Below are 14,420 nucleotides of genomic sequence, written 5' to 3'. Positions count from 1 at the left end.
AATCTCCTCCTATTTTTCGTAGCATACTACATTTTTTGAGACCCAAATCCGTAGCTCTGCTACGGGAACCATCAGCCGTTTGCCTATACGCAGAACGGGGAAGCCGTCTGTATGAGCCAGCCGATATGCAAGCGCTTCTGATACGCCGAAATATTCAGCTAATTCTCGGATGCTTAATATTTCTTTGTCCATTTTTTTCCCTCCCTTCTGATGTTTTGTATTGATATAGAAGGTCAAGGAAAAAGCTAAAATCGGTATTTTTTTAACAGAAATAAATTGTTTACAAAAAGTTCACAATTTTATGCCGTTTAATTTAAAAAGCAAAGGTTTTGACAAAAAATTAAAATTTTATTGAGAGAAATAATTTTGTTAGATAGTAAAATGACAAGAAATATTTAGGTTGATTTTTCAAAATTATAAGGGAAATTATAAGGAAAATAAAACAATAAGGCTTTCGGAATTTACCGAAAACCTTATTCTCATTATGGTTGCGGGGGCAGGATTTGAACCTACGACCTCCGGGTTATGAGCCCGACGAGCTACCAAACTGCTCTACCCCGCGACGTATTTTATGCTGTTTATTTAAGACAGCTTAATTATTATATAACAGGTTTATAGATATGTCAACCTTAACGCCATATTAAATTTCAATATCATAAATCCGTCAAATCATGGGGGCCAAATGGGGGCCTGATTCTGTACGGACAGGAAGCTATCTGTTCAGCCTGTCAGAGATGACGGCAAGTGTCTTGGCCGCACGCCGCAAGTCCGAAGCCTCCGCTTCGCTCAATGCAGCGTCATGATGGGTTTCGTAGAGTACTTCCAGTATCAGGTTCTTAGCCTCCCTCAGCTTATCGGACGGTGTGCTCAGTTCCGTAATCTCGATTCCATTCCCCATGCTATCCCTCCTCATTCCATATTTCCAGTTTCACATAATCCACGCAAACGGTCAACAAGTATCTCCAGTTTGAATCTCATATCCCGCAAATCGTCAAACTCCCGTTCCGAAAAATAGGGAGCGTCCACATTGGCAGACATAGCATCCGTAACATACTGATACGCCTTATCCAGATTATCCGCTAATGTCTTTTTGTCCGTTACTTCTTCCGTAATCTCAATCATATTCTGTCCTCCTTAACATATTACCTCACAGCCAGCACAGCGTCCAGCTTATCCGCCGCGTCGCTGTCCTTTGTCTTCAGGGCATGAGCATACACATCCAATGTGATGGATGTATTTGCATGACCTAACCTCTTAGAGACCGTACAGATGTCCACCCCCTCCGCTATCATAAGGGTTGCATTGGTATGACGCAGGGAATGGAGGGTTACTTTGGGCAGGTCATGGCGTTTCAGGAATTTGGCGAACCATTCCGTTACCGTATCGGGATAAATGGGTTCTCCGTTGCTTTGGGTAAACAGCCTGTCTGTATTCACCCAGCGTTCTCCTATACGAAGCCTCCGTGTATTCTGCCATACCCTGTAATCTTTCAGCAGAGTACAGAGGGTAGGACTGAGCGACAGCTCCCGCCGTCCTGAACGTGTCTTGGATTATTTCATGATAATATAATTTTATTATTTGATATCTTCTGCCTGACCTCCCTGAATGTTTACAGGATTTTAAAATGGTTAATAAATAGAACAACAGTTCAAAAGTTTAAAAAGATAGAACTATAAAAAATATAGGTAAAATCAGCATAGATAATGGTATTTAATTATGAAGATGGAGAACCGATAGCTGCTTTACAGAAATTAAATATATGAGGAGAAGATACAAATGTGCACAGCAATCACATATTACACAAAAGATCATTATTTTGGAAGAAATCTGGATTTGGAATTTTCTTATAATGAAACGGTAACGGTCACACCAAGATATTATCCATTTCATCTTCGCAATGGGAAAACGCTCGATCATCATTATGCAATGATAGGAATGGCTTATATAGTTGATGGGTTTCCGCTTTACTATGATGCAACAAATGAAAAGGGCCTCAGCATGGCAGGACTAAATTTTCCAAACAATGCAGATTATAAAGAGGAGAGGGAGGGCTGCGATAATATTGCTCCTTTTGAATTTATTCCATGGATCCTCGGTCAATGTGCAAATGTGAATGAAGCAAGGATCCTTTTAGAACGGATCAACTTAGTAGATTTGAATTTTAGTGAAGAGCTGCCGCTTTCTCCACTACATTGGATGATTTCTGACAAGGGAAATTCTATTGTGGTGGAATCGGTAAAGGATGGTTTGAAAATCTTCGAAAATCCTGTAGGAGTTATGACAAATAATCCTACGTTTGACTATCAAATGTTCAATCTCAATAATTATATGCATTTATCTAAAGAACCTCCTGCAAACACATTTGCTGCCAAATTGGAACTTGAACAATATAGCCGGGGTATGGGTGCGATAGGCCTCCCCGGAGATCTATCATCCGTTTCAAGATTCGTAAAAACAGCATTTACAAAAATGAACTCGGTTTCCGGTGATTCGGAATTGGAAAGCATCAGCCAATTTTTTCACATTCTTGGCTCGGTAGAGCAGCAACGAGGCTGCGTACATCTTGGTGGAGATAAGTATGAAATAACAATTTATTCTTCCTGCTGTAATATGGACAAGGGGATTTACTATTATACAACCTATGAAAACAGTCAGATCACAGCAGTTGATATGTATAGAGAAAATCTGGACGGAAACACTATAATAAGCTATTCGCTCGTGAAGAAACAGCAGATCAATTATCAGAATCGCTAATGCCTGCAAATTTTAATTATTTAGACTAAGCGTATTTCAAAGCCGTAAATATTTATAGTACGTAGATATTACGGAGCGACTGTAAATCAAAATTGCATTATTAAAAGTAATGCCAAAGCCCCGCCTAACATTTCATCAAGCGGGGCCTTGGCATGTTGAGGTCCATGGTTTATGATGGTGTTTGGCTGATTTTTTGAAAATTTTAACAAAAACGGGAAAGAAAGGACGGGGATGCGTATTTTGCAAAGATGCCCTCGTTCGGCTTTTTTAAAATTTGTATAGTATGGAAAAGGGGAACATATTTAAAGCAATACAAAAATAACAGTATCCCGATCTCTATACATACTTTACAATTATGGTTTTCCACGTTATTTTAATCGAATGGAAACACCCTTTTTATAAATAAGACATATTTTATCCACATTCTGAGGTTATGTTAACAATGCGTAGTGTAACGCAATAAAATAGGAGGAAAATATGGTTCAAAATATAACCTTACAAGAGGTGGAGGAGAAGAAAAAGGGATATCTGGAGCAGCTGCTTATGCAGGAAAAAGCGGCAAATACGATGTCAGCCTACGCTCGTCATATCGATACCTTTATCAGGTATATCCGTGAGGAAAAGGAGAGCGGAGAATTTGGAAAGATGGAAGTGGTGGCTTTCAAACAATGGTTGCTGCCTAAATATTCCCCTGCAACGGTCAATTTAGTGATTAGCTCTCTGAATGGATTATTTGCTTTTATGGGGTTGGATTTTATGAAGCTGAAAAAACTAAAATATCAAAGATCCAACAGCGTAGAAAACGTCCTGACGGTAACAGAATACAGGAAGCTCTTGACAGCTGCAAAAATGTATAATGAAAAGCTGTATTATATTATCCGTACCCTGGCAGGAACGGGGATCCGCGTTGGAGAACTGAAATATATTACAGTAGAGGCGGTGAAGCGGGGGGAAGCCAAAGTGATCAATAAAGGGAAGATACGGAATGTGGTACTGAAAGAAAATGTACGCCGAATGCTGGAAAGCTACTGCGAGCAGCAGGGAATACTCGGGGGGGTGATTTTTGAAGGCAGGAACGGACGGGAGGTGATCAGCCGTTCCTATATTTGCTCGGCCATGAAAGAGCTGGGAAAACGGGCAGGTATTGCGCGGGAAAAATTATTCGCTCATAATCTGCGCCATCTTTTCGCGAAACGGTTTATCGAGAAAACAAATGATATCGTAATGCTTGCTGATGTGCTCGGACATACAAGCATCGATACGACGCGAATCTATACAAGGACCTCCAATGCAGAAAAGAGGGCTAAAATCGAGACAGTCGATCTGTAAAAGCACCGGCTATCTGCACGAGGATACTGCCCGCCATTTATATCCAGTCCAATACGAAGCTCTATTGTTTTTTAGAAAAGTTGAAAGATACGAAAGGGGATTTCTGTGGTATAGTATAACCAGAAAAAAGGAGGGTGATGAGTGGTGCAGACCCGAAAAAGTAAACAAACCAGAAATAGATTGATCGATACGGGGATCGAGTTGCTCCGAAAAAAGGGAATGAAAAAGTTTTCGATTCGGGAGGTTGCGCGTGAGTGTGGCATGTCGCCGAAAGCGCCGTATAATTATTTTGAAGATGCAGCTGCATTTTTAGCAGGTATGCGGCATCAAATTTTTCGAGAGATGATGAAGCGTCTTTATTCAGACGAAGTGCTGAGGGAAACGGATCCTTTTAAACGGATTACAGAGCTGGAAAAGGAATTCTATGCATATCATGAAAAATATTTTCCGCTGCTGCGGCAAATATTTATAAAAGCACCTATGACACAATACTATATTGAGGAAGACGGAGCGATTTGGCAGTATGTTACAGATTATCCGGTCGTAATAGACGGACAGGATGATTGGAACCTCCGCTGGTATAAACAGATGATAATGGGCGCCTTGATCGAAGGGATGCCCTATACAGCCGGCGAATGGGACGATGGAACCCGCATCGAACGAATTCTGAAAACGGGAATGTCTTGTTTGGACAATAAGAGGACCGGAGGGGAAGGAGAATGACAAAGCACGGAACCATGAATCCCACCAAAGGGATCCTGTTGGATACTGCGCTCGCCATGGTAAAAGAGGATGGGATCGAGAATTTTTCAGCAAGAAAATTGGCGGAGCGCTGCGGCCTTACCCATCAGGCTCCCTACCGCTACTTTAAAAATAAGGATACGCTTATAGAAGGGATGGCGGAAGAGGTTTGCAATAGGCTGACTGTATATGTGAACCGGCAGATGAAACGGCGAAGCGGTGAAGAGGCGTTTCTGGTGCTGATCGAAGAGATGATACGTTTTCTTGTAAAGGACCCAAGCTATGGACTTCTATTCTATTCAGAGCACAGGACTGGTCCGGCGGGCTGTAGGGCAGGAGGAAGAGACCAGCGGTTTTATGCCCGGTTCAGGGATACGGCGCAGACTCATCTCATGAAGTGCTGCGTTCCGGAAGAAGAATGGGAGGATACGGCGGATGCCATCTATGCAATCCTTTCCGGCCTCATCATCCGCATCATTAATAAGGCTGTCATCATAGACGGAGCGCTTGCTCCGGTAGTCCGCATTATAATAGAAGATATTCTTCATTTGAAGCCTAAAAAATAATGGAAGCGCCGTACGGCGCTTCCGATCTATGAGGAAGAATATGAAAAAAACTTGATGTATTTATCATAAAGCAATTTTATGAACAGTAAATATTAAAATTATGAAAAATATATGAATATAATGCTCACAGCATGCGCAAATATTCTTTCTTATAATCGATATGCCCGGCCAGCGCACTATGCAGCTGTTCCATCATTGCACTGCGGTCTTTATTCAAAGTGCCGCGCAGGGAAATATAATTAGAAGCATGGTTGCTGCGGAAGATGCTTCCCTCACAATCCATGTGCTCCAGCATAACGAGAGTCTCAAGGGCTGCCTCATCCGGTGAGAGAACGGCAAATCTGCCGGCAGCGGCGTCAGAGAAAAGAGGCGTTCCTTTCTCGAGCATCAAGGTCAAAAGTCCGATATAATCGGGCTTTAAGGCAGTAAACGCCTTTCCGGTATCGACCGCATGCCCATGCCAAAGCGCTTTTCCGCCCAGACCGCTGATAGCGGTAACGGAAAGCCTGATGCCTGCACATTTGACCCGTTGCCCAGCGGAAATGATCTCTTGAGCGGAAACACCCTTATGGACGAGACGCAGAACCTCATCGTTTCCGGATTCCAACCCGAGATATACCATATCGAGGCCCGCCGCACAAAGGCAGGTCAATTCCTCTGCCGTTTTCAGCATGATGCTGCGCGGCGAAGCGTATGCGGAAATGCGCCGGCAGGCTGGGAAGCAGGTGCGAATATGAGAAAGCACAGTAAGCATTTCAGCAGTGGGGAGGATCAGGGCGTCGCCGTCCGCGAGAAAAATACGCTCCGCCCCGGGATACAGAATGGAAGCCTCTGTAAGATCGGCCAATATGTCTTCTGTTGGACGGACACGGAACTGTTTTGCTTTATACATGCTGCAAAATGTGCAGCGGTTATGGGAACAGCCCACCGTAGCCTGCACGATCAGGCTGTGCGCTTCGCTTGGCGGACGGTAAATATCGCCTTCATACTGCATAACATTCTCCTATCAAAAAACCTGCCCTGTGGCAGGTCTTGATTTTATTCAGCCGGTTCGGAGGATGGAACGGTATCGCTTGGAGCCGGTTCGGAGGATGAGTCCGCGGCAGGATCGTCGTTCTCTGGAAAAACATATTTTTTCTCACCCGGCTTCAGCCAGCCGAGGCGTTCCCGCGCTTCCCGCTCCACATAGTCATCGCTTCCAATATATTCGCGTTCATTTTTGTAATAATCGATTTCCTGATTGAGCGCTTCCTGCTCCGCCAATAATTCCTCCTGCTTGGTTTGTTGGGCGGCAAGAAGCGTTTGCTGGTTAAAAAAAGTCAAACTGGCATATACAAGCACGCCAATCAGAACGAATACTTTGATACGGCTAAAACGAAATGTTTTTTTCTTCTTTTTCGCCACAGAACAAACCTCCCTCAATTATTTATAACATACTCGGCTATGTACTGCAAGCGAAATGCAGATAAACGGGGAAAAGCGGAAAGAATCTTAATTTTTTACGGATTTGTTTAAAAAATATGAAGTAAGTGTTATAATAATAACCAGTTTTACAGGCAGCCGGATTGGCTGCAGGGATATGCGTAAGCAGATCTCCAAAAATGTTAAAAGAGGTTCTGTCTATATGAAAAAGTTTTTAACAGTGATGCTGGCTGCAATAGTGGCCTGCAGTATTTTTACAGCCTGCTCTCAGCCTGTGGAGGAGGAACCATCCGTACAGCCGACGGTGATCGAGGCGGCAACGCCTGCTCCTGCGGAAACGCCGGCGCCGGAAGCATCCGCCGACCCCACAGAAATTTCGCCCACGACGGGCCTGCCCGGAAATACAGTCTATAAACCAATCATGGTGCAGATCGACAATGCAGACGCCGCGCGGCCGCAAACGGGGCTCAGTTATGCTGATATCGTCTATGAAACGGACGTAGACGGCGGGGACACAAGGTTCACGGCGCTTTATAACGATGCGGTGAACGGAACGGATGCACCGGACGAGCTGATCGTCGGGCCGGTGCGTTCTTCGCGGTATTATCATCAATGGATACAGGAAGAATGGGACGCTCTCTATGTACATATGGGAGGGCCGGATACGACAACAGATGACGAGACCGATATTTGGGGCTCCAGCAGCGAGCATATCCGGCAGCGCATCAACGGAGCGGGGCGGCATGCCGTCAATCATGATCTCTTTTTTCCGCTGAAAGACGGATATTCCGAATCGGACTATGCAGGGATCGACCTGATGGAGGCGCTCGCGATTTATGATTATGAGCCGCAGGCGCTTCAGTCCTTTGCGTTTTATCCGGCGCAGGATTACACGGACCAGCCGGAGATTCAGGAGATCGGCCTGCATTTCTTTGGAGATAGAGAGTTCGCATCCTATGAGTATGATGCGGACGCCGATAGTCTGCTGCGCTTTACAAGAGGGAAAGAGCACAGGGACGATGCGACAGGCGAACAAATTACAGTTCAAAATGCGGTCATCCAGTTTGTTCACGATGCAAGGGCAAACGACGGCCCAGGCAGCGACCGCAGGATCGTTGATGTAAAGGGAAGCGGCGACGCGCTGTTCGTGATTCATGGAAAGCTGATAAAAGGCACGTGGGAACGGCCGACCTATGACAGCCCGACCTCCTATACGCTGGAAAGCGGGGAAGAGCTCACGCTCGCGCCGGGCAATACGTGGATCACGATGATGCCCTCCGGGCGGGAAGTGACTGTCACATACGCCGACGGTACGGATGAGACGATCGTCGGTGAAGCTGACTGATAAAGCAGAGCAGAAAGAGGGCAGCCGCGGCGCTGCTCTTTTTTCTGCCCGCCGCTCAGGGGAAGAGACGGTTGACCGGACAGGCGGAGGGTGCTACGATGAAAAAAAGGAGGGGGAATATGGAATTTGTACTCAGAAGATGGAAGGAAGAAGATGCGGCGTCCATACAGAGCTATGCGAATCATGAGAAAATTGCGGCAAACCTAAGGAATGTCTTTCCATATCCCTATCCGCCCGGCGCCGCTGCTCAATATATCCGTTCCTGTATAGAACAGGAGGGAGACGGACAGGTGACGCGCGCCATTGCAGTCGATGGAACAGCCGTGGGAAGTATCGGCGTTTTTTTCGGGAGCGATGTGTATGAAAAGAGCGCAGAGCTTGGCTATTGGCTCGGTGAACCGTTCTGGAATCAAGGGATCATGAGTGAAGCGGTCGTGAAAATGTGCCGTTATGTTTTCTCGAAATATAATATCGAACGGATTTTTGCGGAACCGTTTGCGGGAAACGCCGCTTCCCGCAGGGTGCTTGAAAAAGCAGGGTTTTCGTTGGAGGGCATCCTGAAAAACAGCATATATAAAAACGGCGTTCTGCAGGATTCCTGTATGTATGCGCTGACAAGAAGATAGCAGCTCCGCTCTGCACATGTTATAATAACTGCATGGAGAAAAAAACGAGCCGGCTCGTCCACCCGTTGAGACCGGTGTTTGATAAGCGGTCCAGAATATTGATCCTCGGAACGTTTCCGTCTGTTAAATCGCGGGAAACAGGCTTTTATTATGGGAATCCGCACAATCGTTTCTTTCCGGTGCTTGCAGCTTTGTTCGGCCGGCCTGTGCCGGAGGGAACGGAAAACAGGCGATGCTTTTTGCTGGAAAATAAGATCGCGGTGTTTGACGTGCTGCGGTCATGCGAGATCAGAGGGAGCGCAGATGCGTCCATCAAAGCGCCGGAGCCGAACGATTTGACAGAGATTCTTCAAACGGCCGACATCCGCGCTATTGCTGCAAATGGGAAAAAGGCGGGAGAGCTATATCGCAGATACTGCAAGGAGGCTGTGGAAAGACCGGCCCTCTGTCTGCCGTCGACCAGTCCTGCTAACGCGGGAATGACGATCGAAAAATTGATTGGCGCATGGAAAGTCCTGCTGGAGTATTTGAAAGAATAAACAGAAAAGAATGTGCACAGCACACGAAGGAGGGAGCAGACGGATGACGCTTTCCGTTTCCATTTCTTTATTTTTTGCGGTAGCAGTATTGTATATCTTGATTATCGATATTTTTACGATCCTGTTCCGCATGTCGGGCCTCACAGAGGAAAAAGCAAAATTTCAGGTGATATCCTTGCTTACAAACAGCGGATATACGACGCAGGAGAGCGAACTCATTATGGGAAAGCTTCTGCGCCGGCGGCTTGCGCGTACGATCATGCTGTTCGGCTACATTTTTTCCATTACGATCGTTACGGCATTTGTAAACGTCGTTCTGAACCTGCCAAAAGCGATTCAGGAAGATTTTTGGACGCTCACAGTCATACTTGCAGTGGTATTCGTCATATTTATGATTGTCAAGCGCGTGCCGGGAGCAAAACAAAGGTTTAATGACCTGATCGAAAAAATGGGACGCAAATGGATGTTCCGGGGCAGTGTCAATATCGTAAGCGTAGTGGATCAATACGCGAAGGGCGTAGTCGCGGGCGTCAGCATCGCGGCCGTACCCGACAGCATACAGGGCAAGAGCTTGGGGGAGAGCGGCCTGATGGAAAATTTTGGGGTGCGTATCATCCTGATCCAACGCGGCGGCGAGGTAATGGAATATATCACCCGGGATACGAAAATAGAGAAGGGTGATAAGCTCGTTGTCTTTGGAAAATTGGAAAAAATTCGGAGCCTGTTCGTGCTCGGCGACGCGCAGGAGACAATACAGAATACAGAAACTCTGTAAAGGAGCATGAGGGTAAGGCTATGGTAGGTATCATTTTATTTGCGGCAGCCTATTTTGTCCTACTGTCTTTCTATATTCGGGAAGACATTTTCGGACGGTTCAGCCGTGCGACCAAACTAAAAATGACGCTCAGCACACTTTTTTGTGTATTAGGTGGATGGGGGCTACTGTCATGGCCCGCCGGTCCTCCTGAAGAGGCGGTATTTATTTTATGCGGACTTGTATGTGCGCTCATAGGGGATTATTTTCTGCGCTTTATTCAGATCGATGCGCGGAAATTCAATTGCGGCATTTTGTTTTTTGCAGGCGCGCAGGCATTCTTTCTCGTTTCCATGTTTACTGTGCAGGGGATCGGACCCGCTGAATTCGTTTTCACAGCGCTCTTGCTCGCGGCAGCGCTGATCCTGATGAAAAAGCAAAGCTGGCAGCTTGGAAAAGCACAGGGCCCGCTTACGGTCTATATGATACTGCTTTCCCTTATGATGGCAAAAGCGCTCGTAACAGTACTCGCCCCAACTGCCGGTGCAGAGCTGTGGCCGTCCACAGTAAGCCCGCATATCCCGGCTTATTTTTTCATGGCAGCGGGAGCAGTCCTGTTTTGGACGTCTGACCTCCTGCTTGGAATATGGAACTATCACAGCAGGAAAAACAGCATCACCGCATGGAATTCGATCACCTATTTCACAGGCGTTTTCCTGATCGCTCTGAGTTTACAGTATACGCTTCCTATATAACGTGAGAATTTTTTAACCAAGCAAAATCCCAGTTCCGCCGAAAACAGCGGTACTGCCGAAAACAGCGGCAGGAGCCCCCGTGCTTTCGGGAACGTCGAGAGAATCGAGGAGAGTTCCCGAATTGTCTAACAGAACAGCCCGCCCCTCTGCAGAAAGGAATACTGCTGCCGCTCCGTCCGGAGTATAAATGGGAACCGGCGAATCGGACGCAGCAAGCCCTGTTTGATATTCCCATTTGATTTCCCCCGTATCATCGGCAAGCGAATAGACGGCGGAATAAGAGCCGTCTGCATGAGAAACTGTACAAAGCACAGCGCCGTCCAAGGAGCCATATCCCGGAACAGGCGTGGAAAGGACTCCGCCCGCTTCCCCGCATGAAAATTCGCGCTGCCAGATGATTTCGCCCGAAAGGCCTTTTATTTTGTAAAGAGAGGCGGCAGCGTTGGAGGCGCTGGTGCCAATGTAAAGATAAATACCGTCTGCTTCTTCCTCCAGAAGAGGAGCGGCAGCACAGGCTCCGTTCAGATACTGTATATAAACCGGGTTCATAGTGTTAAGGTCAATGCATTGCAGATAACCGCCGCTGTCCGTCACAAAGGCATATCCCCGCCATGCACACAGACCGGTGATCGAATAGCTTTCATTTTCCGCGCCGGAGGAAATGCTGTACCGGTATTTCACGGGCGAATCAGGATTGACGGACACGGTCCCTGCCGCACGGTCAAAGTCTGAATTTAGCACAAAGGTATAGAGAACGCCGTTGTTTCCTGCCCAAACAAGCGTATCTGCATCCGCAGAGACGAGGGGAGAGCAGGAGAACCCTTTTTCTGTATCTGCGGGAGAAAATGTGTCCGTCTGGCTGTCATATCGGTACAGAAGCTCGCCGGATAAAAGGCTGTAGATACGGATGGACGGGTCCTCCGTTCCGCCGCCGGCATAGAGCAGCGGATATCCCCGCGGATCGAGAGCGAAAGAGCTCCCGGAGCCAAGCGAAAGTGCATCACGGGTGGGACTGCCGTCTGAAAGGTCCTGAAAGGCAAGCGTTCCATCGTCTTGGAGCGAAAGCACTTCCACGAGGCCATCCTTATTTTGTTTTTCGGGATAAAGCTCCATCATCTGCCGCAGGTCAGCCTCCCATTCCACGATAAGCGGCTGTAAAGAAGAGGACGTGGTCTTTTCGTGCCATGCCGTCTCAAGTGAGCCGGCTCTTTCAGAAAGTGCGCCAAAGCTTTTTGCGGAACGATAATTGTTTCCGTTTGCCAAGGCGATCCCGGAAAGGAGGGAATAATCGTTTGCGGACGGAAATAGGATGTCCTTTGCGCGTACAGCGGATGAAACGGTATTTCCATCCTGCTCGATCTCAAAAGAAAGGCCGAATGCCGTGGGCTGCGTCGAGTCGGCTGCGGCCGGAGCAGCGTCGGCAGGCGCGGAAGCATAAGCAGGCTCAAAGGAGGAAACGGATTGACTGCCATCGGCTGACCGGGCAACATCCTCCGTCGAGAATACGCCGGTTTTCGTCAAAAACATGATACCAAATACGATCCCCGCAATGACAGCAGCAAAAATCAGGATCAGAAGAAGCAGACGGCCAACGCGCAGACGGCCTCGATGACGGCGGGGCCGGTAGCCTCCGCCGGAATAACTGCGGTGATAAGAACGCTTGCGGTGATAATGAGAATGGTACGGCATGTGAGTAGCTCCTTACAATAATCGCTCTGCTGTCATTATACATGAAATATGGGGAACATGAAAGTGCCGGCTGCCATCGCCTGTGCATATAGAAGAAAGAATAAATATTTTATGCATAAAAAGAATGGAATATGCAAGACGCTGTTTGTAAAAAAGGTGAAAAAACGCTGTCAAGTCCGGAAGAAATGTGTGCAGGTTTTCCGCATGCCAAAAACCCGCATATTTATGCGGAAAAGAAAAGTTATCCACAGAAAGATGTGGATAACTTTTTCTGCGAAAAACGGCTCTGTAAAGCTGTTCTTTCAGAAAATGAAGCTCCGGCAAAGAATGAGTTATCCACAAGTGCAAAAAACGCGCTGCTGTGCTGAAAACAGCTTGTCAATAGGAAAACGGAAAAAAGTTCTGAAAATCAGAAAAATTTTCTGATACAAGAATTTTTATTCATAAGAATGAATAAAAAGACCGCGGAAAAAGCCGCGGTCTTTTCTCATTTGTTTTATCCTTTCAACGGCTCAGATAGGCGTCGATGCTTTTTGCGGCGGTCTTGCCCGCACCCATGGCAAGGATCACAGTTGCTGCGCCCGTCACGGCGTCGCCGCCCGCATAAACACCGGGGATAGAGGTCTCTCCGGTTTCCTCGTTTGTAATGATGCCACCCCACGGCTGCGTTTCCAACGCAGGCGTAGAATTTTTGATCATCGGATTAGGCGACTGACCGATCGCTACGATGACCGCATCCACCGGGAGGACATATTCACTTCCTTCGATAACAACGGGTCTGCGCCGTCCGGAGGCATCCGGCTCACCAAGCTCCATGCGAACATCTTTCATGCCCGTTACGTTGCCGCGCTCGTCTCCGAGGATTTCGACAGGCGCCTCCAGAAGTCGGAATTCGATCCCTTCCTCCTTCGCGTGGTGGACCTCCTCCAAACGGGCGGGCATTTCTGCTTCGCTCCTGCGGTATACGATATAGACCTTGCCCGCGCCAAGACGCTTTGCGCACCGTGCAGCGTCCATCGCCACGTTGCCGCCGCCGATGACCGCGACATTGGAATAAGGCTTGATGGGCGTATCGTAGGACGGATATTCGTAAGCATGCATCAGGTTGATGCGCGTCAGAAACTCGTTTGCGGAATATACGTCATTCAGATTTTCACCGGGAATGTTCATAAAGGACGGGAGTCCTGCGCCGCTGCCGATAAAAATCGCTTCATAGCCCATCTCTTTCAGCTCGTCGATCGTCAATATCTTGCCGATTACCATATCGAGTTTGATCTCCACGCCCATTTCTTTCAGGACGTTGATTTCAAGGTCGACGATCTCTTTCGGGAGACGGAACTGGGGAATACCATATTTCAAAACGCCGCCCGCGGTATGGAAAGCTTCAAAGACAGTAACGTCATATCCCTTTTTTGCAAGGTCGGACGCACAAGTAAGCCCTGCCGGACCGCTGCCGATTACTGCGACCTTTTTGCCTTTTTTAGGAGCGATATCCTTTGCACCGAGCGCGCCCTGACTCATCGCAAAATCTGCCGCAAAGCGCTCGAGACGGCCGATGCCGACAGGCTGGCCTTTTTTGCCGCGCACACAGTATTTTTCGCACTGGCTTTCCTGCGGGCAAACTCTGCCGCACACGGCGGGCAGACCGTTCGTCTCCACGATCTTCTGATAAGCAGCCATAAAATTGCCTTCTTTGATCTCGTGGATAAATTCCGGGATATTGACCTGCACAGGGCAGCCCGATACGCACGGCTTATTTTTGCATTCGAGACACCGGTTGCTTTCCTCCTGCGCCATTGCAGGTGTATAGCCGAGTGCGACCTCTTCAAAATTGGTCGCACGTACTTTGGGGTCGAGCTCCGGCATCGTTACTTTTTCAAGAGACATATTTCTTTCCATG

Annotated in this window: 17 protein-coding genes and 1 tRNA gene; 9 read left to right on the top strand and 9 right to left on the bottom strand. The window is 47.5% G+C overall.

Annotated features, from left to right (window positions below; genetic code table 11):
- Positions 1–9: 9 nt before the first annotated feature.
- The 5 genes from PUP29_RS05430 to PUP29_RS05410 form a co-directional block, all read right to left on the bottom strand.
- Complete coding sequence (locus PUP29_RS05430) at positions 10–192, bottom strand: helix-turn-helix domain-containing protein (protein ID WP_079546784.1); 183 nt, start codon at positions 190–192, stop codon at positions 10–12.
- 293 nt (positions 193–485) lie between these two features.
- Positions 486–562: transfer RNA gene (locus PUP29_RS05425), tRNA-Met, on the bottom strand.
- Positions 563–712: 150 nt separating this feature from the next.
- Complete coding sequence (locus PUP29_RS05420) at positions 713–898, bottom strand: hypothetical protein (RefSeq protein ID WP_079546785.1); 186 nt, start codon at positions 896–898, stop codon at positions 713–715.
- Between the two features lie 11 nt (positions 899–909).
- The gene (locus tag PUP29_RS05415) at positions 910–1,122 is read right to left on the bottom strand and encodes a hypothetical protein (RefSeq protein WP_079546786.1); all 213 of its coding nucleotides are present in this window, start codon (positions 1,120–1,122) and stop codon (positions 910–912) included.
- Positions 1,123–1,142: 20 nt separating this feature from the next.
- Positions 1,143–1,523, bottom strand: coding sequence for a tyrosine-type recombinase/integrase (locus PUP29_RS05410; protein ID WP_079546787.1), 381 nt, complete (start codon positions 1,521–1,523; stop codon positions 1,143–1,145).
- 253 nt (positions 1,524–1,776) lie between these two features.
- Here PUP29_RS05410 and bsh point away from each other — a divergent pair, with 253 nt between their 5' ends.
- From bsh to PUP29_RS05390, 4 genes are all read left to right on the top strand, one after another.
- Positions 1,777–2,754, top strand: a complete 978-nt coding sequence (gene bsh / locus PUP29_RS05405; RefSeq protein WP_079546788.1) for a choloylglycine hydrolase — start codon at positions 1,777–1,779, stop codon at positions 2,752–2,754.
- Positions 2,755–3,231: 477 nt separating this feature from the next.
- Positions 3,232–4,083, top strand: a complete 852-nt coding sequence (locus tag PUP29_RS05400; protein ID WP_079546789.1) for a tyrosine-type recombinase/integrase — start codon at positions 3,232–3,234, stop codon at positions 4,081–4,083.
- Positions 4,084–4,224: 141 nt separating this feature from the next.
- The gene (locus PUP29_RS05395; protein WP_079546790.1) at positions 4,225–4,806 is read left to right on the top strand and encodes a TetR/AcrR family transcriptional regulator; all 582 of its coding nucleotides are present in this window, start codon (positions 4,225–4,227) and stop codon (positions 4,804–4,806) included.
- Positions 4,803–5,390: a TetR/AcrR family transcriptional regulator gene (locus tag PUP29_RS05390; RefSeq protein ID WP_079546791.1), complete on the top strand. Its 588-nt coding sequence runs from the start codon at positions 4,803–4,805 to the stop codon at positions 5,388–5,390. The genes PUP29_RS05395 and PUP29_RS05390 overlap by 4 nt, the downstream gene beginning before the upstream one ends.
- A gap of 124 nt (positions 5,391–5,514) precedes the next feature.
- Here PUP29_RS05390 and PUP29_RS05385 read toward each other — a convergent pair whose 3' ends face one another.
- Both PUP29_RS05385 and PUP29_RS05380 read right to left on the bottom strand, forming a co-directional pair.
- Positions 5,515–6,384 (bottom strand): radical SAM protein, encoded by an 870-nt coding sequence (locus PUP29_RS05385; RefSeq protein WP_079546792.1) that lies wholly within the window; start codon positions 6,382–6,384, stop codon positions 5,515–5,517.
- Positions 6,385–6,428: 44 nt separating this feature from the next.
- Complete coding sequence (locus PUP29_RS05380) at positions 6,429–6,794, bottom strand: FtsB family cell division protein (protein WP_353423962.1); 366 nt, start codon at positions 6,792–6,794, stop codon at positions 6,429–6,431.
- Positions 6,795–7,014: 220 nt separating this feature from the next.
- On the opposite strand from PUP29_RS05380, the gene PUP29_RS05375 reads away from it, so the two are divergent.
- The 5 genes from PUP29_RS05375 (at position 7,015) to PUP29_RS05355 (ending at position 10,831) form a co-directional block, all read left to right on the top strand.
- Positions 7,015–8,157 carry a DUF3048 domain-containing protein gene (locus PUP29_RS05375; RefSeq protein WP_353423961.1) on the top strand — a complete coding sequence of 381 codons (1,143 nt, stop codon included), beginning with the start codon at positions 7,015–7,017 and terminating at the stop codon, positions 8,155–8,157.
- A 119-nt stretch (positions 8,158–8,276) separates the two neighbouring features.
- On the top strand, positions 8,277–8,783 hold the full coding sequence (locus PUP29_RS05370) for a GNAT family N-acetyltransferase (protein ID WP_079547842.1): 507 nt from the start codon (positions 8,277–8,279) through the stop codon (positions 8,781–8,783).
- 32 nt (positions 8,784–8,815) lie between these two features.
- Positions 8,816–9,322 carry a DNA-deoxyinosine glycosylase gene (locus PUP29_RS05365; protein ID WP_079546795.1) on the top strand — a complete coding sequence of 169 codons (507 nt, stop codon included), beginning with the start codon at positions 8,816–8,818 and terminating at the stop codon, positions 9,320–9,322.
- A gap of 43 nt (positions 9,323–9,365) precedes the next feature.
- Complete coding sequence (locus PUP29_RS05360; RefSeq protein WP_353423960.1) at positions 9,366–10,097, top strand: cation:proton antiporter regulatory subunit; 732 nt, start codon at positions 9,366–9,368, stop codon at positions 10,095–10,097.
- A gap of 20 nt (positions 10,098–10,117) precedes the next feature.
- Positions 10,118–10,831, top strand: a complete 714-nt coding sequence (locus tag PUP29_RS05355; protein WP_079546797.1) for a lysoplasmalogenase family protein — start codon at positions 10,118–10,120, stop codon at positions 10,829–10,831.
- Positions 10,832–10,843: 12 nt separating this feature from the next.
- Here PUP29_RS05355 and PUP29_RS05350 read toward each other — a convergent pair whose 3' ends face one another.
- Positions 10,844–12,520: a PQQ-binding-like beta-propeller repeat protein gene (locus PUP29_RS05350; RefSeq protein ID WP_079546798.1), complete on the bottom strand. Its 1,677-nt coding sequence runs from the start codon at positions 12,518–12,520 to the stop codon at positions 10,844–10,846.
- Between the two features lie 504 nt (positions 12,521–13,024).
- Entirely contained in the window at positions 13,025–14,419 is a 1,395-nt protein-coding gene (gltA, locus tag PUP29_RS05345) for an NADPH-dependent glutamate synthase (protein ID WP_079546800.1), read from the bottom strand.
- Position 14,420 lies beyond the last annotated feature (1 nt).

Source organism: Christensenella massiliensis, assembly GCF_040409835.1.
Taxonomy (GTDB): Bacteria; Bacillota; Clostridia; order Christensenellales; family Christensenellaceae; genus Christensenella; species Christensenella massiliensis.
Note: the sequence above shows the minus strand (reverse complement) of the source record. Positions and strands in the feature narration are given on the sequence as shown.